Raw genomic sequence first — 21,311 nt, 5'->3', positions numbered from 1 at the left:
AGAAAAAACCCTCAGACATTTCTGTCTGAGGGTTTCTTTAACACAGGGTGCTAAGGCAATTACATCATGCCGCCCATGCCACCCATGCCGCCCATACCACCAGCAGCGCCTAAATCAGGAGCGTCGCCTTTTGGCAGGTCAGTAACCATGCATTCGGTAGTGATCATCAGACCCGCTACGGATGCCGCGTACTGCAGAGCAGAACGGGTTACTTTGGTTGGGTCCAGGATACCCATGTCGATCATGTTGCCGTATTCTTCGGTTGCCGCGTTGTAACCGTAGTTACCGTCGCCCGCTTTCACGGTGTTAGCAACAACGGATGGCTCTTCGCCGCAGTTCAGAACGATCTGACGCAGTGGTGCTTCCATTGCACGCAGTGCAACTTTGATACCCACGTTCTGATCTTCGTTCACGCCGCGCAGTTCGCCCAGTTTAGAAGCTACGCGAATCAGCGCAACGCCACCACCGGCAACCACGCCTTCCTCTACCGCAGCACGGGTAGCGTGCAGGGCATCTTCAACGCGAGCTTTCTTCTCTTTCATTTCAACTTCGGTAGCCGCACCGACTTTGATTACCGCAACGCCGCCAGCCAGTTTCGCTACGCGCTCCTGCAGTTTTTCACGGTCGTAATCGGAAGTTGCTTCTTCGATCTGCTGACGAATCTGGGACACGCGGCCCTGGATTGCAGCTTCTTCACCGGTACCGTCGATGATGGTAGTGGTGTCTTTGTTGATAACGATACGCTTAGCGGTACCCAGGTCTTCCAGGGTCGCTTTTTCCAGCTCCATACCGATCTCTTCAGAGATAACGGTACCGCCGGTCAGGATAGCGATATCCTGCAGCATTGCTTTACGACGGTCGCCGAAGCCAGGTGCTTTAACAGCAGCCACTTTCACGATACCGCGCATGGTGTTCACAACCAGAGTTGCCAGCGCTTCGCCTTCAACATCTTCAGCGATGATCAGCAGTGGTTTACCGGCTTTCGCAACGGCTTCCAGCACTGGCAGCATTTCGCGGATGTTGGAGATTTTTTTGTCAGCCAGCAGAATGAACGGGCTGTCCAGCTCGATAGAGCCAGTTTCTGGTTTGTTGATGAAGTACGGGGACAGGTAGCCACGGTCGAACTGCATACCTTCTACTACATCCAGCTCGTCCTGCAGGCCGGTGCCTTCTTCAACGGTGATAACGCCTTCTTTGCCCACTTTCTCCATCGCTTCAGCGATCAGAGTACCCACGGTTTCGTCGGAGTTAGCAGAGATGGTACCAACCTGAGCGATGGCTTTAGAGTCGGAGCATGGTACGGACAGCGCTTTCAGCTCTTCAACAGCGGCGATAACAGCTTTATCGATACCGCGTTTCAGGTCCATTGGGTTCATGCCCGCAGCAACGGCTTTCAGGCCTTCGGTGATGATAGCCTGAGCCAGCACGGTTGCGGTGGTGGTGCCGTCGCCTGCAGCGTCGTTCGCTTTAGAGGCAACTTCTTTCACCATCTGCGCACCCATGTTTTCGAATTTGTCTTCCAGTTCGATTTCACGCGCTACGGAAACACCATCTTTAGTGATGGTCGGTGCACCGAAAGATTTATCCAGAACCACGTTACGGCCTTTAGGACCGAGGGTAACTTTCACTGCATCTGCCAGTACGTTAACGCCACGCAGCATTTTCACACGAGCGTCATTACCGAATTTTACGTCTTTAGCTGCCATTCTTCTTTTCCCTTAAATTCGTTTCGTTCAGTGAGGTATGCGTAACTTACGCTTCAACAATTGCCAGGATGTCGCTTTCGGACATGATCAACACTTCTTCATTGTCGATCTTCTCGGACTTCACACCGTAGCCATCGTTGAAAATTACGATGTCGCCGACTTTCACGTCCAGCGGTTGCACGTTACCGTTTTCCAGGATGCGGCCTTTACCGACAGCGATGATTTCGCCACGAGTTGATTTACCTGCTGCACTACCGGTCAGCACGATGCCGCCTGCAGATTTGGACTCAACTTCTTTACGCTTGACGATGACACGGTCATGTAATGGACGAATACTCATGTGATAGCTCTCCTTTGAGAAAGTCAGTATCAATTGTTTGGGTAACGCCGGCCCAGATGGGTTATCGGCTGGTGACCTGAGAGATGGGGATGCGCCTTCCCCCCTTCAAGGGGGGAAAACAAAAAAATTTTCGAAATTTTAACGATCGTGACGACTGTCGTCGTCATGGTTGTCGAGCCTTTTTGGGCCGTCGTCTTTGCGCTGGTACTCGCCGTCAAAGGTCTGGCCGCCGCCCGCGCCTGCACTAAAACCACCGCCAGGGGTGCGCGAAAAGCGCAGATGCGGCATCAGCTTCAGCGTCAGATGTTTTTGTACCGGCGGCAGCAACAGCAGCAGGCCGAGGAAATCGGTGAAGAAGCCGGGCAGTAAAAGCAGGAAGCCTGCCAGCACCAGCGAAACGCTCTTGATCATCTCTGCCGCCGGGCTTTCACCCGCCGCCATCTTCTGCTGCATCTGCATAAAGGTTTTAAAGCCCTGGTTACGCACCAGCGACATACCTATCACTGAGGTGAATATCACCAGCATCAGCGTCAGGAATACGCCCATCACATGAGCGACCTGAATAAACAAAGATATCTCTATGTAAACATAAAGAAAAATGGCAATTAACGGTATCCAGCGCACCGTATTCTCCTGTAGTTGGACAACAAGCCCCTGTCCGGCACTTGTGAAAATGGGTTAGCAAACACGCATGGGTAACAGATGGCGGCGCGATAGACAAAGATCAATGTTTACGCACCGTTATTTTTCTGGAAATTTCCAAGCGTTGATCGTTATCACATATTAATAATAGTTATGTGAGGAAGGTTTTATTAAGTGATCCAGATTACTGCTTTTCGCTATGATCAGCATATCATCACGGCATGGAGACCGATTACGGAAATAATCGTCGGTCTAATCATCTCACGACCACACATCCTGTGCGTGAAAACGGTGCATTTTTGGCAGCTTGAAAAAGAAGGTTCACATGTTAAATAACATTCGTATCGAAGAAGATTTGTTGGGTACCAGGGAAGTGCCAGCGGATGCCTACTATGGTGTTCACACTCTGAGAGCGATTGAAAACTTCTACATCAGTAACAGCAAAATCAGCGACATCCCTGAGTTTGTGCGTGGCATGGTCATGGTGAAGAAAGCAGCAGCGATGGCGAACAAGGAGCTGCAAACCATCCCGAAAAGCATCGCCAACACCATTATCCAGGCCTGTGACGAAGTGTTAAATAACGGCAAATGCATGGACCAGTTCCCGGTAGACGTCTACCAGGGCGGCGCAGGCACTTCCGTAAACATGAACACCAACGAAGTGCTCGCTAACATCGGCCTGGAGCTGATGGGCCACCAGAAAGGCGAGTACCAGTACCTGAACCCGAACGATCACGTCAACAAATGCCAGTCCACCAACGACGCCTACCCAACCGGCTTCCGCATCGCGGTCTACGCCTCAATCATCAAGCTGATTGACGCCATTAACCAGCTGGGGGAAGGCTTCCAGCGCAAAGCCGTTGAATTTGAAAACATCCTGAAAATGGGCCGCACCCAGCTGCAGGATGCCGTACCGATGACGCTGGGCCAGGAGTTCCACGCCTTCAACGTTCTGCTGAACGAAGAAACCAAAAACCTGCTGCGTACCGCAGAGCTGCTGCTGGAAGTTAACCTCGGCGCGACGGCAATCGGTACTCGCCTGAACACCCCGGAAGGCTACCAGCAGCTGGCGGTGCAGAAGCTGGCAGAAGTCAGCAACCTGCCGTGCGTACCGGCGGAAGACCTGATTGAAGCGACGTCCGACTGCGGCGCATACGTCATGGTACACAGCTCGCTCAAACGCCTGGCGGTGAAAATGTCGAAGATCTGTAACGACCTTCGCCTGCTCTCCTCCGGCCCGCGCTCCGGCCTGAATGAAATCAACCTGCCAGAACTGCAGGCCGGTTCCTCCATCATGCCGGCCAAGGTAAACCCGGTTGTGCCGGAAGTCGTAAACCAGGTGTGCTTCAAGGTCATTGGTAACGACACTACGGTCACCATGGCGTCCGAAGCGGGCCAACTGCAGCTGAACGTGATGGAGCCGGTGATTGGCCAGGCGATGTTTGAGTCCATCCACATCCTGACCAACGCCTGCTACAATCTGCTGGAAAAATGCATTAACGGCATCACCGCTAACAAAGAAGTGTGTGAAAGCTACGTTTACAACTCGATTGGCATCGTCACCTATCTGAACCCGTTCATTGGCCACCACAACGGTGACATCGTCGGCAAGATTTGTGCGGAAACCGGCAAGAGCGTGCGTGAAGTCGTGCTTGAGCGCGGCCTGCTGACGGAAGCCGAACTGGACGATATCTTCTCCGTCCACAACCTGATGCACCCGGTTTATAAAGCCAAACGGTATACCGATGAAAACGAACAATAATCAACGAGAATAAAGACCCAAAGGCACGTCCATCGCGACGTGCCTTTTTCGTTTTCAGGCATACAAAAATACAACAACTCATTTTCATTTCATCAAACTTCAAGGAAGCACATCATGTTTGGAGCTGAACTCGTTATCGTGCTGTTGGCGATTTATCTCGGGGCCAGGCTGGGCGGCATAGGCATTGGTTTTGCCGGCGGTCTTGGCGTCTTAGTTCTCACCCTTTTCTTCCAGATTAAACCCGGCGCTATTCCCTTCGACGTCATCGAAATCATCATGGCGGTTATCGCCGCGATTGCCGCCATGCAGATCGCGGGCGGGATGGACTACCTGGTGAGCCTGGCGGAGCGCCTGCTGCGCCGCCATCCGAAATACATCACCTTCCTCGCCCCGCTGGTCACCTGGTTCATGACTATTCTTGCAGGCACCGGCCACACCGCGTTTTCCACGCTGCCGGTAATCACTGAAGTAGCGAAAGAGCAGGGCATTCGCCCTTCACGCCCGCTGTCTATCGCCGTTGTCGCCTCGCAAATTGCTATCACCGCCTCGCCGATTTCTGCCGCCGTGGTGTTCTTCGCCGGTATTCTTGAGCCGCTGGGCGTCAGCTACCTTACGCTGCTGGGCATTTGTATTCCGGTCACGCTGGTTGCCGTCATGCTGACTGCCGTGGTCTGTAACTTCCTGGGCTGCGAGCTGAAAGACGATCCGGTATACCAGGAGCGCCTCGCCAAAGGCGAAGTGCAGCTTCGTGGTAGCCAGGTCTTTGAGCTGAAGCCACACGCAAAACGTTCCGTGCTGCTGTTCCTCATCGGTATTGTCGCGGTAATGTTCTACGCCACCGCCATCAGCGACACCGTGGGCCTGATTCAGAACCCGGTACTGCCGCGCAACGAAGCGATCGTGGTGTTCATGCTGACCATCGCCACGCTTATCTGCATCACCTGCAAAATCGACACCGGCGAAATCCTCAACGCCAGCACCTTTAAATCCGGCATGAGCGCCTGTATCTGCGTGCTGGGCGTGGCGTGGCTGGGCGATACCTTCGTCAAAAACCACATTCAGGATATCCAGGGCTTCGCGGGCGAGCTGCTGCAGGGCTACCCGTGGCTGCTGGCGGTGGTGCTGTTCTTTGCCGCGACCCTGCTTTATTCCCAGGCCGCAACCACCAAGGCGCTGATGCCTGCGGCGCTGATGCTCGGCGTTAGCCCGCTGACCGCCATCGCCTCGTTTGCCGCCGTTTCCGCGCTGTTCGTACTGCCAACCTACCCGACGCTGCTGGCGGCGGTCGAAATGGACGACACCGGCTCAACCCGCATCGGCAAGTACGTGTTTAACCACGCGTTCTTAATTCCAGGCGTGATTGCTATTACGCTGTGCGTGATCCTCGGCTTTATCGTCGGCGGTCTGGTTCTGTAAATCTCCTCAAACGCGGGCTGCTCGGGCAGCCCGTCGCCATCTCATCGTGCTATAGTCTTCCGCTGTTTCCCCGCCGGTTACCCACGGAGATAGTGAATACCTCTCATGGCTCTACGCATCCTTACGCTGATTTTCCTGCTGTTCAGCACCCAAACTTTCGCAGGCCTGTTCGACAACCAGGGCAAAACGCAGTTTGTGCCCGTCGACCAGGCTTTTGCCTTTGATTTTCAGCAGTCCGGCAGCCAGCTCAACCTGAACTGGCAGATTAAGCCGGGCTACTATCTCTATCGCCAGCAGATCAAACTCAGCCCGGCGCAGGCCACGCTTGCCGAAATAACGATGCCCAAAGCCGCCTGGCACGAAGACGAGTTCTACGGCAAAACCGAAATCTACACCGAAAGCCTCAACCTGCCGGTGACGGTAAAATCGGCGGAAAAAGGCGCGACGGTCAGCGTGACGTATCAGGGCTGCGCCGAAGCGGGCTTCTGCTATCCGCCGGAAACGCGTGTCGTGCCGCTGAGCGCGGTGGTTGCGGGTGAAGAAGGACGCCCTCACCCTGACCCTCTGGCGAGGGAACAAACCAGCGCGGACGACTCCTCGGCCATCTCCCCTGGAGAGCAGCCCAATTCGTCTTCCTCCCTCTCCCTTGGGGAGAGGGGTACCGACGACTCTGCCCCAACCCAGCTCCCCTTCTCCGCGCTATGGGCCTTCCTAATCGGCATCGGCATCGCCTTCACGCCCTGCGTGCTGCCGATGTACCCGCTAATCTCCGGCATCGTCCTCGGCGGCAGGCAGCGCCTGTCCACCGCCCGCGCCCTGCTGCTGACCTTTATCTACGTTCAGGGGATGGCGCTCACCTACACCGCGCTGGGCCTGGTGGTCGCCGCGGCGGGATTACAGTTCCAGGCCGCGTTGCAGCACCCGTACGTGCTGATTGGCCTGTCGGCGCTGTTCGTGCTGCTCGCCGCCTCGATGTTCGGCCTGTTCACGCTGCAACTTCCCTCTTCGCTGCAAACACGCCTGACGCTCATGAGCAACCGCCAGCAGGGCGGATCGGCGGGCGGCGTCTTCGCCATGGGCGCGCTGGCGGGGCTGATTTGCTCGCCGTGCACCACCGCGCCGCTTAGCGCCATCCTGCTCTACATCGCGCAGAGCGGGAACATGTGGCTCGGCGGCGGCACGCTGTACCTCTACGCGCTGGGCATGGGCCTGCCGCTGATCCTCATCACCGTCTTCGGCAACAGGCTGCTGCCGAAAAGCGGCCCGTGGATGGAAACGGTCAAAACCGCCTTCGGCTTTGTGATCCTCGCCCTGCCGGTGTTCCTGCTGGAACGCGTGATTGGCGATGTCTGGGGTCTGCGCCTGTGGGGGCTGCTGGGCGTGGCGTTCTTCGGCTGGGCGTTCATCACCAGCCTGCAGGCCAGCAGGCCGTGGATGCGTATAGTGCAGGTCGTGCTGCTCGGCGCGGCGCTGGTGTGCGCCCGCCCCGTGCAGGACTGGGTATTTGGTTCAGCCGTCACCGCCAGCCAGCAGCACCTGAACTTCACACGCGTGGCGAACGTCGAACAGCTCGACCAGGCGCTGGCGAACGCAAAGGGCAAACCGGTTATGCTGGATCTTTACGCCGACTGGTGCGTAGCCTGTAAAGAGTTCGAGAAGTACACCTTCAGCGACGCGCAGGTTCAGCAAAAGCTGGGCAATACCGTGCTGCTGCAGGCCGACGTCACCGCCAATAACGGGCAGGACGTCGCGCTGTTAAAACACCTGAAAGTCCTGGGGCTGCCAACCATCCTGTTCTTTGACGCAGACGGACGCGAACAGCCCGCCGCCCGCGTCACCGGCTTTATGGATGCCAGCGCTTTTCGGGAACATTTGCGCAAACACGCGCAGTAAACAACACTAATGTGGACAAACCGTTGAACGACGGAGGAGAAAACCGTGCAACGCGAAGACGTACTAGAGCACGCCCTGCACGTCCTTGAACGTGTGGGCATTGCCAGCACTACCCTCGAAATGGTAGCGCTTGAGGCAGATTACCCGCTGCAGGAAGTAAAGAAATTCTGGCCCGACGGTGAAGCCCTGCTCTACGACGCGCTGCGCTATTTGAGCCAGCAGGTCGATACCTGGCGCCGCCAGCTGATGCTCAACGAAGAGCTAACGCCCGAGCAAAAACTCCTGCGCCGCTACCAGGCGCTGGCCGAATGCGTCAGCAACCAGCGTTATCCGGGCTGCCTGTTTATCGCCGCCTGCACCTTCTACCCGGACGCGTCGCACCCCATCCACCAGCTTGCCGACCAGCAGAAAAAAGCCGCGTGGCAGTATACCCACGAGCTGCTTACCCAGCTGGAGGTGGACGACCCGACCATGGTCGCGCATCAGATGGAGCTGGTGCTCGAAGGCTGCCTGAGCAAGCTGTTGGTGAAGCGCAGCCAGGCCGACATCGACACCGCCCGCCGTCTGGCCGAAGACATTCTGCGCTTCGCCCAGTGCCGTCAGGGCGGCGCGTTAACCTAAGCTAGCCCAGCATCCCGGCCCAGGCCGACGCCAGCAGGCACAATGCCATCACGCGTTGAAACCAGACGAGTGATGTCGTTGTGCGAAACAGGCGGGTCACCGCCTTCCCCAGCAAAGCCCAGGCGCTCAGACAAAGCAGCGAAATCAGCAAAAACCACGTCGCCAGCAGCAGCACATCCCAAAGCGGATGCGCGCTCTGCGGCGCAAACAGGCTGCCCACCGCCAGCGCCATCATCCAGGTTTTAGGATTAATAAACTGCAGCAGCGCGGCGGAACGACAGCTAAACGGCTGCCGGGCCTCGTTCGTCAGATTTGCGGCGGGCGCGGTAAACAGCTGCCAGCTGAGCCAGCTTAACCAAAGCGCTCCGGCCCAGCTCATCGCCTCACGGATTAGCGCGTGCTGGCGCAGTATCTCCCCCGCTCCCGCCCCGGAAACAAACACGATAAGGCTTGCGGCAAAACAGCCCCCGACAACCGCCGGGAACGTCGCCTTCACGCCGAAGCGCTGGCTGCTGGAAAAGATCAGAATATTGGTCGGCCCCGGCGTAATGGACGCGACAAAAGCGAAAAGTAAAAACGGTGCGGATGCATACAGCTGGCTCACGGTTCAGCAACTCCTTAAGTGGTCTGAACCCTGACTTTTGACTTTTTTCTACGGCAAGTCTGGAAGGTTTGTGCACAACCGGCGGTAATGCGCGGGCGTCAGCCGATACGCGCGCTGGAACCAGCGGCCTAAATGGCTCTGATCGGCAAAGCCCAACGCCGCCGCGACGTTCACCGGCTGCTCGCCCTTCGCCAGCATCGCCCTCGCCCTGGCAAGGCGCAGCTGAATCAGCCAGGCGTGGGGCGCCAGGTGAAACTCACGCTTAAAGCAGCGGGAAAGCGTAAACCTGTCCGTCTGCGTTTCGCGCGCCAGATCGTCCAGGCCGATATTGTCGCCGATGTGCGCGTGCAGATAATCCCGCGCCCGATGGGCAATCGCCGTACTTTGCACCTGCGACGGCACGCGCCTGCGCCACTGGCAATGCGCCGTCAGCTGCCCTAACAGGTTATCCATCGTGTTTTGCTGCACGATGCGCATCTCTTCGCTGTGCAGCGCGTGAAACGTCCCGGCAATCGCCTGAACAAGCTGCGGCTCGCGGGCGATGGTGCGGGAAAAATGCAGCGAATAGCTCGCGGGCACGGTTTCAAACAACCCCTGTAACGTGCGCGTCAGCCACTCTTCTTCAAGGTAAAAAGTCAGATAGGTAAAGCCGCCCGCGACCGGGGCGTCGCCGTCATGAATCTCGCCCGGCTCGAGCAGGAAAACATCGCCGGGCGTGCTGTGATGCCGCTCCCGACGGCAGTGAAACTGCTGCGTGCCCGCAAGCGTAATGCCGACCAGATAACTATCGTGCCAGTGGGGATCGAACGCATGCCCCTCAAAATGGGCGCGAATTGTCTCGATGCCCGTCTCACCGTGTTGGTGTAATTCCAGCCAGTCGTCCGCCATATCACCTCCTGAATCGAACACCCAGCATTGCCAACGCATCGGCGAAAGTCTGGAACATTTGTGCAGCTTCGGAGCTACAGGGCCCAGAACGCTTCAGATTGACGCAAAGTTAAGCGATTGAACAGTTTTTCCGGAAATTTGATTGACGAATTAGGGGCATTACGGTTTAATGCGCCCCGTTGCCCGGATAGCTCAGTCGGTAGAGCAGGGGATTGAAAATCCCCGTGTCCTTGGTTCGATTCCGAGTCCGGGCACCACTATTTAAAGAACCCGCCCACAAGGCGGGTTTTTGCGTTTCTGGCGGTATCCCTCTTTCCCCTCTTCCCTCCTGCTACACTTCAGGGTCATTCTTTCGCTCAGTTGTAGGGCGGATAAGCGTCAGCGCCATCCGCCAGATTTGTGGCTTCATACCGATGACGGCGGAAGGCGTAAACGATCCGCCCCGAGTAATTTTCCTAGCAGAAGGCAGGAACAGCATGTCAGACAGCAACTACCAACCGCCAAAAGTCTGGACCTGGAACAAGTCCGAGGCAGGCCAGTTCTCCAACATCAACCGTCCGATTGCCGGGCCGACGCATGAGAAAACGCTGCCGGTCGGCAGGCACCCGCTTCAGCTTTATTCGCTCGGCACGCCGAACGGCCAGAAGGTCACCATTCTTCTGGAAGAGCTGCTGGCGCTGGGCATAAGCGGCGCGGAATACGACGCGCACCTGATTCGCATCGGCGACGGCGATCAGTTCTCCAGCGGCTTTGTGGACGTAAACCCGAATTCCAAAATCCCGGCGCTGTTGGATAACTCCGCTAACCCGCCGATACGCGTTTTTGAGTCCGGCTCCATTCTGGTTTACCTGGCGGAAAAGTTCGGCCACTTCCTGCCGAAGGACATCGCCGCGCGCACCGAAACGCTTAACTGGCTATTCTGGCTGCAAGGCTCCGCGCCTTATCTGGGCGGCGGCTTCGGCCACTTCTACCACTACGCGCCGGTGAAAATCGAATACGCCATCAACCGCTTTGCGATGGAAACCAAGCGCCAGCTCGACGTGCTTGACCGCCAGCTCGCGAACCACCGCTATATCGCGGGCGACGAATTCACCATTGCCGACATCGCGATCTGGCCGTGGTACGGCGCGCTGGCGAAAGGCGGCCTGTACGACTCGGCGGAATTCCTCGACATCGCCTCCTACAAAAACTTCAACCGCTGGGCGGACGACGTTGCCAACCGTCCCGCCGTTAAGCGCGGCCGCATCGTTAACCGCACCTGGGGCGATGAGCAGCTGGCTGAACGCCACGATGCCGCCGATTTCGACGCGTTTAACCTCTAAGATCCCCGCATGAATTCACCCGGCTTCGGCCGGGTTATCTCTGTTTGAAAATCATACGCACCCTAACTAAATGATAATTATTTGCATTTAATTATAGCTACGGCTATGTTTTATAGCTCTTGCTATATCTGTTTAATTATCAGACGAACCAGAGGGAGCGTTATGTCCGGGAAAAAAGCGATTTTATCTGTAGGCGTGGCGGTGGCGTTGATATTCGCCTCAGGCCAGTCGTGGGCGAAGGAAAAGTTTAAGGCCATCACCACCTTCACCGTCATCGCCGACATGGCGAAAAACGTGGCGGGAGACGCGGCGGACGTGGAATCCATCACCAAGCCAGGGGCCGAGATCCACGAATACCAGCCGACGCCGGGCGATATCCGCCGCGCGCAGGGCGCTAAGCTTATCCTCGCCAACGGGCTTAACCTCGAACTTTGGTTCCAGAAGTTCTACCAGCATCTCTCCGGCGTGCCGGAAGTCATCGTCTCGACGGGCATCACGCCGACCGGCATCACCGAAGGCCCGTACAACGGCAAGCCTAACCCGCACGCCTGGATGTCGCCGAAAAATGCGCTGATCTACGTTGATAATATCCGCGACGCGTTCAGCAAATACGATCCGGAAAACGCTGCGATCTACGCCAAAAACGCCGAAGCCTACAAGGAAAAAATCCAGCAAACGCTGGAGCCGCTGCGCGCCGAAATCAGTAAAATCCCGCAGGACAAACGCTGGCTGGTGACGAGCGAAGGCGCGTTCTCCTATCTCGCCAACGATTACGGGCTGAAAGAGCTTTACCTGTGGCCGATTAACGCCGACCAGCAGGGCACGCCGCAGCAGGTGCGCAAGGTCATCGACACCATCCGCAAAAACGGCATTCCGGCGATCTTCAGCGAAAGCACTATTTCCGACAAACCCGCCCGCCAGGTAGCGCGCGAGTCCGGCTCCCATTACGGCGGCGTGCTGTACGTCGACTCCCTCAGCGCGGCAGACGGCCCGGTGCCGACCTATCTCGACCTGCTGCGCGTCACCACCGCGACCATCGTCAAAGGCATCACCGAAGGAGCCGCGAAATGACCAACGGTATCTCCGTGCAGGACGCCAGCGTCACCTACCGCAACGGCCACACCGCCCTGCGCGATGCGACGTTCCATATTCCAACCGGCACCATCGCGGCGCTGGTCGGGGTGAACGGCTCGGGGAAATCGACGCTGTTTAAGGCGATTATGGGCTTTGTGAATCTGGCAAAGGGCAGCATTTCGATACTCGGCATGCCGACCAAAAAGGCGCTGCGCCAGAACCTGGTCTCCTACGTGCCGCAGTCCGAGGACGTCGACTGGTCGTTCCCGGTGCTGGTTGAAGACGTGGTGATGATGGGCCGCTACGGCCACATGGGCATGTTGCGCATTCCCGGCAAAGCGGACAAAGAGGCGGTCGACCACGCGCTGGCCCGCGTTGGCATGAGCGACTTTCGCCACCGCCAGATCGGCGAGCTGTCCGGCGGGCAGAAAAAACGCGTGTTCCTGGCGCGCGCCATCGCCCAGGACGGCCAGGTGATCCTGCTCGACGAACCCTTCACCGGCGTGGACGTCAAAACCGAAGAGCAAATCATCGCCCTGCTGCGCGAACTGCGCGATGAAGGCCGCACCATGCTGGTCGCCACCCACAACCTCGGCGCGGTGACCGACTACTGCGACCAGACCGTGCTGGTGAAAGGCACCGTGCTCGCCTACGGCCCCACGCGCGAAACCTTCACCCAGGAAAACCTCGAAATCGCCTTCAGCGGCGTGCTGCGCCACGTCGCGCTGACCGGGCTTGAAACCAGCGTAGTGACCGACGACGAACGCCCGTTTATCCGCGCCGTCACCCAGGCAAAAGGGGACTAGCCGATGGACATTCTGCTTGAGCCGTTCGCCTACAGCTACATGTTCAACGCCATCTGGGTATCGGCGCTGGTCGGCGGCGTGTGCGCGTTTTTGTCCTGCTATCTGATGCTAAAAGGCTGGTCGCTGATCGGCGATGCGCTCTCGCACTCCATCGTACCGGGCGTGGCGGGCGCGTACATGCTCGGCCTGCCGTTCTCCCTCGGCGCGTTTTTCTCCGGCGGGCTGGCGGCGGCAACCATGCTGTTTTTAAACCAGCGCACGCGCCTGCGGGAAGACACCATCATTGGGCTTATCTTCTCGTCGTTCTTCGGCCTCGGGCTATTTATGGTCTCGCTCAACCCCACGTCGGTGAACATCCAGACCATCGTGCTGGGTAATATTTTGGCCATCGCCCCGGCGGATATCGTGCAGCTGGCGGTGATTGGCTTCGTGTCGCTGGCGATCCTGCTGGTGAAATGGAAAGACCTGATGGTGACCTTTTTCGATGAAAACCACGCCCGCTCGATTGGCCTGAACCCCACGCTTCTCAAGGGGCTGTTTTTCACCCTGCTCTCCGTTACCACCGTTGCCGCGCTGCAAACCGTCGGCGCGTTTCTCGTGATCTGCATGGTGGTTACGCCGGGTGCTACGGCCTATCTGCTCACCGACCGCTTCCCGAAACTGCTGATAATATCGGTGGCGCTGGGCAGTATTACCAGCGCCGTCGGCACCTATATCAGCTATTACCTGGACGGCGCAACGGGCGGAGTTATCGTCGTGCTGCAAACCCTTATCTTCCTGATAACCTTTATTTTTGCCCCGAAACACGGCCTGCTCGCCAGCCGCAGGCGCGCCCGCCACACCGCAGGAGAAACGCCATGAGCCTCATCGACACCCTGCTTTCCCCCTTCCAGTTCGGCTTTATGGTCAACGCGCTGGTGATGACCGCGCTGGTCGCCGTGCCCTGCGCACTGCTCTCGTGCTTCCTGGTGCTGAAAGGCTGGGCGCTGATGGGCGACGCCATGAGCCACGCGGTCTTCCCCGGCGTCGTGGTGGCGTGGATGGTCGGCCTGCCGCTCGGCGTCGGCGCGTTTATCGCCGGACTGTTCTGCGCGCTGGCAACGGGCTTTCTGCAGGACAACAGCCGCATCAAGCGCGACACCGTGATGGGCATCGTTTTTTCCGGCATGTTCGGCGCGGGCCTGGTGCTCTACGTTTACCTGAAGCCCGACATACACCTCGACCACATTCTGTTCGGCGACATGCTCGGCGTGAGCTCGGCGGACATCATCCAGACGGGTATTATCGCGCTGCTGACCGCGGGCATCGTCGCCGTAAAGTGGAAGGATTTTCTGCTGCACGCCTTTGACCCGACGCAGGCGCAGGCGTCCGGGCTGAACGTCAAGCTGCTGCACTACGGCCTGCTGTGCATGGTGTCGCTGACCATCGTGGCGGCGCTAAAAGCGGTGGGGATTATTCTGGCTATCTCGCTGCTTATCGCCCCCGGCGCGATTGCCTCGCTGCTCACCCGCACCTTTCTGTCGATGATGCTGGTCGCGCTGGCGCTGGCGGTTAGCGTTTCGTTTATCGGCGTTTATCTTTCGTTCTTTATCGACAGCGCCCCGGCACCGACCATCGTCGTGCTTTCCGCCATCGTATTTATCGCGGCGTTTGTCTTTTCAACGAGAAAACAGGCAAGGCTTGAGGCCGGGCAAAGCGCCGCGCGATAACTTTTTCGTGGGCGATATTTACAAGCCATTAATAACTGTTGAGAATGAATATTATTTGAACATAAACATGCTCAATGTCCGAAGACGCGCTCAGGCAGCAGATCCTCAACCTCAAAAAGCACAATGCCCGGCTAAAGAGAATCGCCCACGACGCCCGCAACAAGCTCAGCGCGGCGCTCGACGGCACCGGCCTGTGCCTGTGGCAGCTCGATGTGCCCAGCGGCAAGCTGGTCATCTTCAACCGCCGCTGGGGTTCCATGCTGGGCTATCAGCCCAAAGAACTTAGCGCTCACTTCGACGTGTGGCGGGAACACCTGCACCCGGACGACAAAGAGATGGTCTTATCGTCGTTCTATAACCATCTGGAAGGCAAAGCGCCGTTTTACGAAGCTCTGCACCGCATGCAGGCCAAAAACGGCACCGTCACCTGGGTGTTAGATCGCGGCAGGGTCACCGAATGGGACGACGACGGTACGCCGCTGAAGGTCACCGGCACCCACATCGACATGACCAAAGAAAAGCAGTACGAGCAGCAGCTTGCCAAACTCGCCAACCACGACCCGCTCACCGGCCTTGCCAACCGCCACGCGCTGCACGCGCAGTTCGATCTGCTAAAAAAGCTCGGCGCGCTGTCCGTGGCTTTTATCGACCTGGACGACTTCAAGAACGTTAACGATACCTTCGGCCACCGCAGCGGCGACGAGGTGCTGCTCCAGCTCAGCCAGCGCCTGCAGGAGGCCTGCCCGCCGGAGGTCACCATCGGGCGCATCGGCGGCGACGAGTTCATTCTGCTGATGCCGTGGACGATGGGCCACCCGGAAATCGGCAGCATCACCAAACGCTGTCTCGACGCGGCCATCACCCCTTTCGAACTGGGCAACGGTGCGGCCACGGTTGGCGCCTCAATTGGCGTCAACGAATCCTGGATGAGCGATAACTTTGGCGACGCGGTGATCCGCGCCGATGAATCAATGTACCTGGTGAAACACACCGGCAAGAACGGGATAGCGCTGGGGACGGAGATTCTGATTCAGACTTAGCTTTCGAACACGTAGGGCGGATAAGCGCCAGCGCCCTCCGCCGCAATCTTTAAGATCAACGACTAACGCCGCACCACGTTCACCCGCCAAATCCCAAAACAGACCAGCACCAGCGCAACCGCATAGCGCCACTCCATAATGCTCTCCTGGAGGAAAATCGCCGACAGCACCGCGCCGGAAACGGGGATCAGGAAGTTAAACGGCGCGATCATCCCCACGCGGTTGTACTTCAGCAGCAGGCTCCACAGCGCAAACGCCACGGAGGACAGCAGCGCCAGGTAGCCCAGAATCGCCGCCGACTCCCAGCCGTGAAACGCAAGCCTGCCGCCTGCCAGAAAGCCGCCGACGGTCAGCACCACGCCGCCGATGGCAAGCTGCCAGCCGGTCATAATCGTCGGGTCGATGGTCTGCGAAATACGCTTGCCGTACAGGGAGGCCGCCGACAGGATAAACGCCGCCAGCACCACGAAGCCGTCGCCCATCCAGCTAAAGCTAAAGTCCATCAGCTGGCTGTTGAAGTTAACCACCATGACGCCCGCAAACCCCAGCACGCAGCCGACGATTTTATTCATACTCAGGCGATCGTTCTGGTAGATGAAGTGCGCCAGCAGCACGCTGAAAAACGTCCCCGTCGCGTTCATGATCGAGCCCTTCACGCCGGTGGTGTAGGCAAGCCCGATATAAAAGAAGATGTACTGAATGGCCGTCTGCGTCACGCCCAGCGCGGCAAGCTGCGAAAACTGCCCGCGAGACAGACGCCCAACCGGCTTGCCCTGCAGGGCCGCAAAGGCCAGCAGCAGGAGACCCGCGATCACAAAGCGGTAGCCTGCAAAGACGATCTTACCGGGAAGATCGTCGGTGGCGATCGCAAAGATCTCATAGCCGTTTTTGATCGCCGGATACGCGCTGCCCCACAGCAGGCAGCAGAATGCGGCACACATCCATGCGAATTTCTTACGGGTAAACAGCGACACGTTGCTTTCCACGCCTAATCCTTTATAAAAATAAACTGTTGTTTCAGATTTGCTTATTATCCGTCATTGGCGAAATAAAGCATCCCCCTTTTGCCGGACACATGGGGCGAATATATGGTACAAAGTACCAGCCCTTAATCTTCACTTTCAGGATGCGCCATGGCCTTCTCCATCGACATTATCTCCTGCATTACCGACCGCTTTGTGGAGCTGACCGCCACGGAAAAGCGCATCGCGCAGTTTATTCTGGATGACGTGCAGTCCGCCGCCACCCTGCCGATTGCCGAAATGGCGCGCCTAACCGAAACAAGCCAGGCGTCAATCACCCGGTTTGCCCGCGCGATAGGCTGCAAAGACGTGCGTGAGCTGAAGGTGAAGCTCGCCCAGTCGCTCGCCGTCGGGCAGCGCTTTATTCTCGACGTGCCGGATCTCGAGGGCGTACAGGGGATCTACGAAACTATCATTAACGTGCTGGACATCAACCGCCGGGCGCTGAACCCGGAGTCGTTAAAAAAAGCCGTCGAATGGCTGAGCGACGCGCGGCAGATACTGGCGATCGGCATGGGCGGCGGCTCGACGATTTGCGCCCAGGAAGTGCAGTTCCGCCTGTTCCGCCTCGGCCTGCCGGTAGTCAGCCAGAGCGACGGCCTGCTGGTGCGCATGATGTGCTCCGCCGTCACGCCAAACGACGTGGTGCTGGCGCTGTCGCTCGGCGGTTACACCCCGGAAATCATTGAAAGCGCGGCGATGGCCCGCCAGTACGGCGCGAAAGTCATCGCCATCACGCCGGAGGAATCCCCGCTTGCGGCAAACGCCGACGTCGTGCTGCCGCTGATCGTGCGCGAAAACGACTACATCTTTAAACCAAGCACCTCGCGCTACGCGATGCTGGCAATGGTGGACGTGCTGGCTACGGAGCTGGCGATGGCGAACAAAAGCCAGGCCAAAGACAGGCTGCGACGCATTAAGCTGGCGCTCGACAGCCACCGCGGCGGCGTGGACCGGCAGCCGTTGGGGGATTAAAGGCAAGCGGGGTTCTTTCGGTGGATGGCGCTGCGCTTATCCACCCTACACGTTCCGATTTGTAGGTCGGATAAGCGCCAACGCCATCCGACAAAACCCCGCAATTTTCGTAGGTCGGACAAGCGCCAGCGCCATCCGACAAAACCCTGCATTTTTCGTAGGTCGGATAAGCGCCAGCGCCATCCGACGAAACACCGCATTTTTCGTAGGTCAGATAAGCGCCAGCGCCATCCGACGAAACACCGCATTTTTCGTAGGTCGGATAAGCGCAGCGCCATCCGACAAAACCCCGCATTTTTCGTAGGTCGGATAAGCGCCAGCGCCATCCGACAAAACCCCGCATTTTTCGTAGGTCGGATAAGCGCCAGCGCCATCCGACAAAACCCCATAATTTTCGTAGGTCGGATAAGCGCCAGCGCCATCCGACATTCGTTACCCGACATGCTCCTACTTAAAGGCCGCCATAAACCGCCGAGCCTGAACCCGCGTGGTTTCAACATCCTGCCCGGCGCGGTACAAATCGCCGCCTAACCCGGCTCCCGCACATCCCGCCCGCAAATACTCACCCAGGTTTTCTGGCGTCACGCCGCCGACCGCCAGCACGGGAACGTCCGGCGGCAGCACGGCCTTCAGCGCGGAAATATACGCCGGGCCAAAGGCCGACGACGGGAAAATCTTCAGCCACTGCGCTCCGGCTTCCAATGCGGTAAACGCTTCGCTTGCCGTGGCGCAACCGGCGCAGACCAGCATCCCGGCCTCCACCGCCCGGCGAATCACCGCAGGGTTGGTATTCGGCGTCACCACCAGCCTCGCCCCGGCCTCATGCAAAAAATCCACCTGCTCGACTTTTAGCACCGTTCCCGCGCCGATTAGCGCTTTTTCGCCGTAAAGTCTCACCATTTCGGGGATGCTTTGCTGCCAGTCCGGCGAGTTGAGCGGGATTTCGATATAGCGAAAGCCCTCTTCTATTAATGCGCCAACGTGGCCGCTGGCCTCAAAGGGACGGATGCCGCGTAAAATCGCGACTAAGGGTTTAGCGTCTTGCATCGAGAATGCTCCTTATGCCCTGCTGGAAAGCGGTATCACCCGCGATTTCACGGGCCGCAATGCCCGCCGTTGCCAACGCCTGCCGATAGCGGGCGCACAGCGATTCGCTGCCCACCAGCGTCACGGATTCGCCGACCTGCCTGTTGGCCGCCACCTCCGCGCCAATCAGCAGCCCCGAAAGCCAGTCGCTGACGGACTCCTGCGCCAGCTCGCCCAGCACCCGCAGCGCGCGGGCTTCAAAAAGCCGGGTGACGAGCGACGGGGATTCCAGCCCGCTTTGCAGGCCAGCCTGAAACGCCGCCGGGTCGTCGCGCTGCTCCGGCAGCCCTTTGCCGACCAGCGAATGGTTCATCAGCAGGTGGTGTAGCTCCCCGGTCATCGCCGTGGTAAAGCCGCTCACCGCGCCGTTCGCCGCCTGAACCCACTTGCTGTGCGTGCCCGGCAGAACGTAACGTGCCGCCGGGGCGAGCTGCATCGCGCCCAGCAGCTGCGTTTCTTCGCCGCGCATCACGTTCCGTGGCGTGTTCAGCCCCGGCACGATCCACACCTGCGGCGCGACTTCAAAAAGCCGTGCGCTCAGCTCGTGCAGCGACACCGGACAGGGCAGATACGGCACCGGCTGCCAGCCCGCGTCGCTGCCGATCATCCCGGCCATCACCACCGGCAGCGCTTCACGCCTGCGCCACGGATCGACGTACTTATCAAACACCTCGCGGGCGGTTTGCCCGACCAGGCGGCTCACCCCGTAGGGCAGCTGCAGGCTGTCAACGCACTCCCCGTCGCGGTACAGCCAGGCGCGCAGGTGCGTTGAGCCCCAGTCGATGGCGATGTAGCTGCCGCTCATCGTGCGTTCCCCGTGGCGCGTTTGCCCAGCGGTACCGGTACGGCTTCCGGCTGGCTTTCACGTTCGCGGGTAATCATCTCCAGCGCTTCCTCGCGGCTCATCTTGCTCGCCGGGGTGACCAGCGTGACGACCACCGCAAAGCCCAGGCTCGCCAGCACCGACGGCACCACCGGGTTGCCCCAGAAGCTCATCCAGCTATCGTTCGCCAGCACCACAATCGACGCCCCCGCGCCGCCAATCAGCGCCGCCAGCGCACCCTGCCAGTTAAAGCGCGTCCAGAAGCGGCCCAGCATCGAACAGATAAACATGCCGGACATGATCATCGAGATCATTTTGGTGATGTAGCTGATGATGTCGTTGGAGGTCAGCGCGAACAGCAGCGCCAGGCCAATCACCAGCACGAGGAAAATGCGCGACATGCGAATCGCCTTTTCCGGCGCGGGCATATGCCCGGTAATCAGCGTGTACAGGTCGCGCAGCATGATGGAAACGGCGGCAATCGCATCCGAGCTGCCCGACGACATGTTCGCGGACATCCCGGCAATCAGCACCGCCATCGCCAGCACGGGCGGCAGAACCTGGGTGGCAAACAGGAAGGCGAAGCCGCTGTTTTCGAGCGCCGGGTTCATGGTGTAGGCCGCCATGCCGATAATCGCCGGCAGGAAGGAGAAGCCGAGGTACAGCAGGCCGGTAATCACGAAGGATTTACGCACCGTGCCGACCGTTTTCGCAGAATAGATACGCTGGCGGTAAGAAGGAGTGGCCAGCACGCCGACGCCAATCACTATCGCCAGCGAGAACGCGGGCAGGATGCCAAGCTTATCCACCGCAAACAGGCTCTGCGCCGCCGGGTCAACGGCCTGCTGGATGTGGCTCCAGCCGCCGACGTGGTGCACGGCAAGCCCGGCCATCAGGATAAAACCGATAAATAGAATCAGCGACTGAACGGTATCGATCCACACCACCGCGGAATAGCCGCCGATGCCAACGTAAACCACAAACGCCGCGGCAATAATAATTTTTGCGGTATTAATATTAATGCCGCTGGCCCACGCCAGATATAAACCACCGCCAAGAATATGCGCACCCAGCCAGCCGATAGAGGCGATAAATATTAATATTGCCACCACGTTCTTAATAATTTTGCTGCCGCCGGTGTAATAAGAGATCTCTTCGCTCATGGTCATAAAGCGCATTTTACGCACCGGCGCAAACAGCCAGGCCACCAGCAGAATACCCACCGCGCCGCCCAGGCCATATAACATGCCCGCCCAGCCGTTGGTATAGCCAAAGCCTACCGCGCCAACGCTCGAGCCGGTGCCAACCATGGTGCCGACGGTTGAACCCAGCGTTAAAATCATCGGCAATGAGCGACCACCCAATAAAAAGTCATCGCCATTTTTTTGATTGCGCGAAACATACCAGCCAAGCGTAATCATGGCGCAGGCATAAATCGCAAACCAGATAAGAAAAGAATAATTATTCATGGCTCACTTCCAGATTAATTAAGTTGCGTTGGCTTTCTGAAAAAAGGGTACAGAAAACCCGTTGGCACGTTCTTGGCGTACCGGAATTATGTTGGAATAGTTTTTGTAGGGTG

The 21,311-nt window shown here is 58.3% G+C and carries 20 protein-coding genes and 1 tRNA gene; 12 read left to right on the top strand and 9 right to left on the bottom strand.

Going from position 1 to position 21,311, the window contains the following annotated elements:
• Positions 1-59: 59 nt before the first annotated feature.
• The 3 genes from groL to ACSPHG_RS02085 form a co-directional block, all read right to left on the bottom strand.
• Positions 60-1,706 carry a chaperonin GroEL gene (gene groL / locus ACSPHG_RS02095; protein ID WP_435951823.1) on the bottom strand — a complete coding sequence of 549 codons (1,647 nt, stop codon included), beginning with the start codon at positions 1,704-1,706 and terminating at the stop codon, positions 60-62.
• A gap of 46 nt (positions 1,707-1,752) precedes the next feature.
• A complete protein-coding gene (locus tag ACSPHG_RS02090) occupies positions 1,753-2,046 on the bottom strand; it encodes a co-chaperone GroES (RefSeq protein ID WP_043081801.1) in 294 nt (97 codons plus the stop codon).
• A 138-nt stretch (positions 2,047-2,184) separates the two neighbouring features.
• A complete protein-coding gene (locus tag ACSPHG_RS02085; RefSeq protein ID WP_435951822.1) occupies positions 2,185-2,670 on the bottom strand; it encodes an FxsA family protein in 486 nt (161 codons plus the stop codon).
• A 343-nt stretch (positions 2,671-3,013) separates the two neighbouring features.
• On the opposite strand from ACSPHG_RS02085, the gene aspA reads away from it, so the two are divergent.
• From aspA to ACSPHG_RS02065, 4 genes are all read left to right on the top strand, one after another.
• Positions 3,014-4,450 (top strand): aspartate ammonia-lyase, encoded by a 1,437-nt coding sequence (gene aspA, locus ACSPHG_RS02080; protein WP_435951821.1) that lies wholly within the window; start codon positions 3,014-3,016, stop codon positions 4,448-4,450.
• A 114-nt stretch (positions 4,451-4,564) separates the two neighbouring features.
• Entirely contained in the window at positions 4,565-5,866 is a 1,302-nt protein-coding gene (locus tag ACSPHG_RS02075; protein WP_435951820.1) for an anaerobic C4-dicarboxylate transporter, read from the top strand.
• A gap of 105 nt (positions 5,867-5,971) precedes the next feature.
• Positions 5,972-7,759, top strand: coding sequence for a protein-disulfide reductase DsbD (locus tag ACSPHG_RS02070; protein ID WP_435951819.1), 1,788 nt, complete (start codon positions 5,972-5,974; stop codon positions 7,757-7,759).
• Positions 7,760-7,804: 45 nt separating this feature from the next.
• Positions 7,805-8,380: a transcriptional regulator gene (locus ACSPHG_RS02065; protein WP_435951818.1), complete on the top strand. Its 576-nt coding sequence runs from the start codon at positions 7,805-7,807 to the stop codon at positions 8,378-8,380.
• 1 nt (position 8,381) lies between these two features.
• On the opposite strand, the gene ACSPHG_RS02060 is transcribed toward ACSPHG_RS02065, so the two are convergent.
• Both ACSPHG_RS02060 and ACSPHG_RS02055 read right to left on the bottom strand, forming a co-directional pair.
• Positions 8,382-8,984, bottom strand: a complete 603-nt coding sequence (locus ACSPHG_RS02060; protein ID WP_435951817.1) for a LysE family translocator — start codon at positions 8,982-8,984, stop codon at positions 8,382-8,384.
• A 48-nt stretch (positions 8,985-9,032) separates the two neighbouring features.
• On the bottom strand, positions 9,033-9,872 hold the full coding sequence (locus tag ACSPHG_RS02055; protein WP_435951816.1) for an AraC family ligand binding domain-containing protein: 840 nt from the start codon (positions 9,870-9,872) through the stop codon (positions 9,033-9,035).
• A gap of 181 nt (positions 9,873-10,053) precedes the next feature.
• On the opposite strand from ACSPHG_RS02055, the gene ACSPHG_RS02050 reads away from it, so the two are divergent.
• The 7 genes from ACSPHG_RS02050 to ACSPHG_RS02020 all read left to right on the top strand — a co-directional run bounded on the left by ACSPHG_RS02050 (position 10,054) and on the right by ACSPHG_RS02020 (position 15,823).
• Positions 10,054-10,129: transfer RNA gene (locus tag ACSPHG_RS02050), tRNA-Phe, on the top strand.
• A gap of 219 nt (positions 10,130-10,348) precedes the next feature.
• A complete protein-coding gene (gene yghU, locus ACSPHG_RS02045) occupies positions 10,349-11,194 on the top strand; it encodes a glutathione-dependent disulfide-bond oxidoreductase (protein WP_435951815.1) in 846 nt (281 codons plus the stop codon).
• Between the two features lie 162 nt (positions 11,195-11,356).
• Positions 11,357-12,265: a metal ABC transporter substrate-binding protein gene (locus ACSPHG_RS02040; protein ID WP_435951814.1), complete on the top strand. Its 909-nt coding sequence runs from the start codon at positions 11,357-11,359 to the stop codon at positions 12,263-12,265.
• Entirely contained in the window at positions 12,262-13,074 is an 813-nt protein-coding gene (locus tag ACSPHG_RS02035; RefSeq protein WP_435951813.1) for a manganese/iron ABC transporter ATP-binding protein, read from the top strand. Before ACSPHG_RS02040 ends, ACSPHG_RS02035 begins: the two co-directional genes overlap by 4 nt.
• Positions 13,075-13,077: 3 nt before the next feature.
• Complete coding sequence (locus ACSPHG_RS02030) at positions 13,078-13,935, top strand: metal ABC transporter permease (RefSeq protein ID WP_435951812.1); 858 nt, start codon at positions 13,078-13,080, stop codon at positions 13,933-13,935.
• Positions 13,932-14,783 (top strand): metal ABC transporter permease, encoded by an 852-nt coding sequence (locus ACSPHG_RS02025; RefSeq protein WP_435951811.1) that lies wholly within the window; start codon positions 13,932-13,934, stop codon positions 14,781-14,783. Before ACSPHG_RS02030 ends, ACSPHG_RS02025 begins: the two co-directional genes overlap by 4 nt.
• 74 nt (positions 14,784-14,857) lie before the next feature.
• Positions 14,858-15,823, top strand: coding sequence for a diguanylate cyclase domain-containing protein (locus ACSPHG_RS02020; protein ID WP_435951810.1), 966 nt, complete (start codon positions 14,858-14,860; stop codon positions 15,821-15,823).
• Between the two features lie 62 nt (positions 15,824-15,885).
• On the opposite strand, the gene ACSPHG_RS02015 is transcribed toward ACSPHG_RS02020, so the two are convergent.
• A complete protein-coding gene (locus tag ACSPHG_RS02015; RefSeq protein ID WP_435955924.1) occupies positions 15,886-16,764 on the bottom strand; it encodes a DMT family transporter in 879 nt (292 codons plus the stop codon).
• A 192-nt stretch (positions 16,765-16,956) separates the two neighbouring features.
• On the opposite strand from ACSPHG_RS02015, the gene ACSPHG_RS02010 reads away from it, so the two are divergent.
• On the top strand, positions 16,957-17,820 hold the full coding sequence (locus ACSPHG_RS02010) for a MurR/RpiR family transcriptional regulator (RefSeq protein ID WP_435951809.1): 864 nt from the start codon (positions 16,957-16,959) through the stop codon (positions 17,818-17,820).
• A 447-nt stretch (positions 17,821-18,267) separates the two neighbouring features.
• Here the strand turns inward: ACSPHG_RS02010 and ACSPHG_RS02005 are convergent, their stop codons facing one another.
• Genes ACSPHG_RS02005 through ACSPHG_RS01995 form a run of 3 tightly spaced genes read right to left on the bottom strand, consistent with a single transcriptional unit; the run spans position 18,268 to position 21,198 of the window.
• On the bottom strand, positions 18,268-18,867 hold the full coding sequence (locus ACSPHG_RS02005) for a 2-dehydro-3-deoxy-6-phosphogalactonate aldolase (protein WP_435951808.1): 600 nt from the start codon (positions 18,865-18,867) through the stop codon (positions 18,268-18,270).
• Positions 18,854-19,711 carry a 2-dehydro-3-deoxygalactonokinase gene (locus ACSPHG_RS02000; protein ID WP_435951807.1) on the bottom strand — a complete coding sequence of 286 codons (858 nt, stop codon included), beginning with the start codon at positions 19,709-19,711 and terminating at the stop codon, positions 18,854-18,856. The genes ACSPHG_RS02005 and ACSPHG_RS02000 overlap by 14 nt, the downstream gene beginning before the upstream one ends.
• Complete coding sequence (locus ACSPHG_RS01995; protein ID WP_435951806.1) at positions 19,708-21,198, bottom strand: sodium:solute symporter family protein; 1,491 nt, start codon at positions 21,196-21,198, stop codon at positions 19,708-19,710. The genes ACSPHG_RS02000 and ACSPHG_RS01995 overlap by 4 nt, the downstream gene beginning before the upstream one ends.
• Positions 21,199-21,311: the final 113 nt, after the last annotated feature.

Origin of the sequence: Dryocola baronae (genome assembly GCF_051297175.1) — a bacterium.
Taxonomy (GTDB): domain Bacteria; phylum Pseudomonadota; class Gammaproteobacteria; order Enterobacterales; family Enterobacteriaceae; genus Dryocola.
This window is presented reverse-complemented; position numbering and strand designations above follow the sequence as displayed.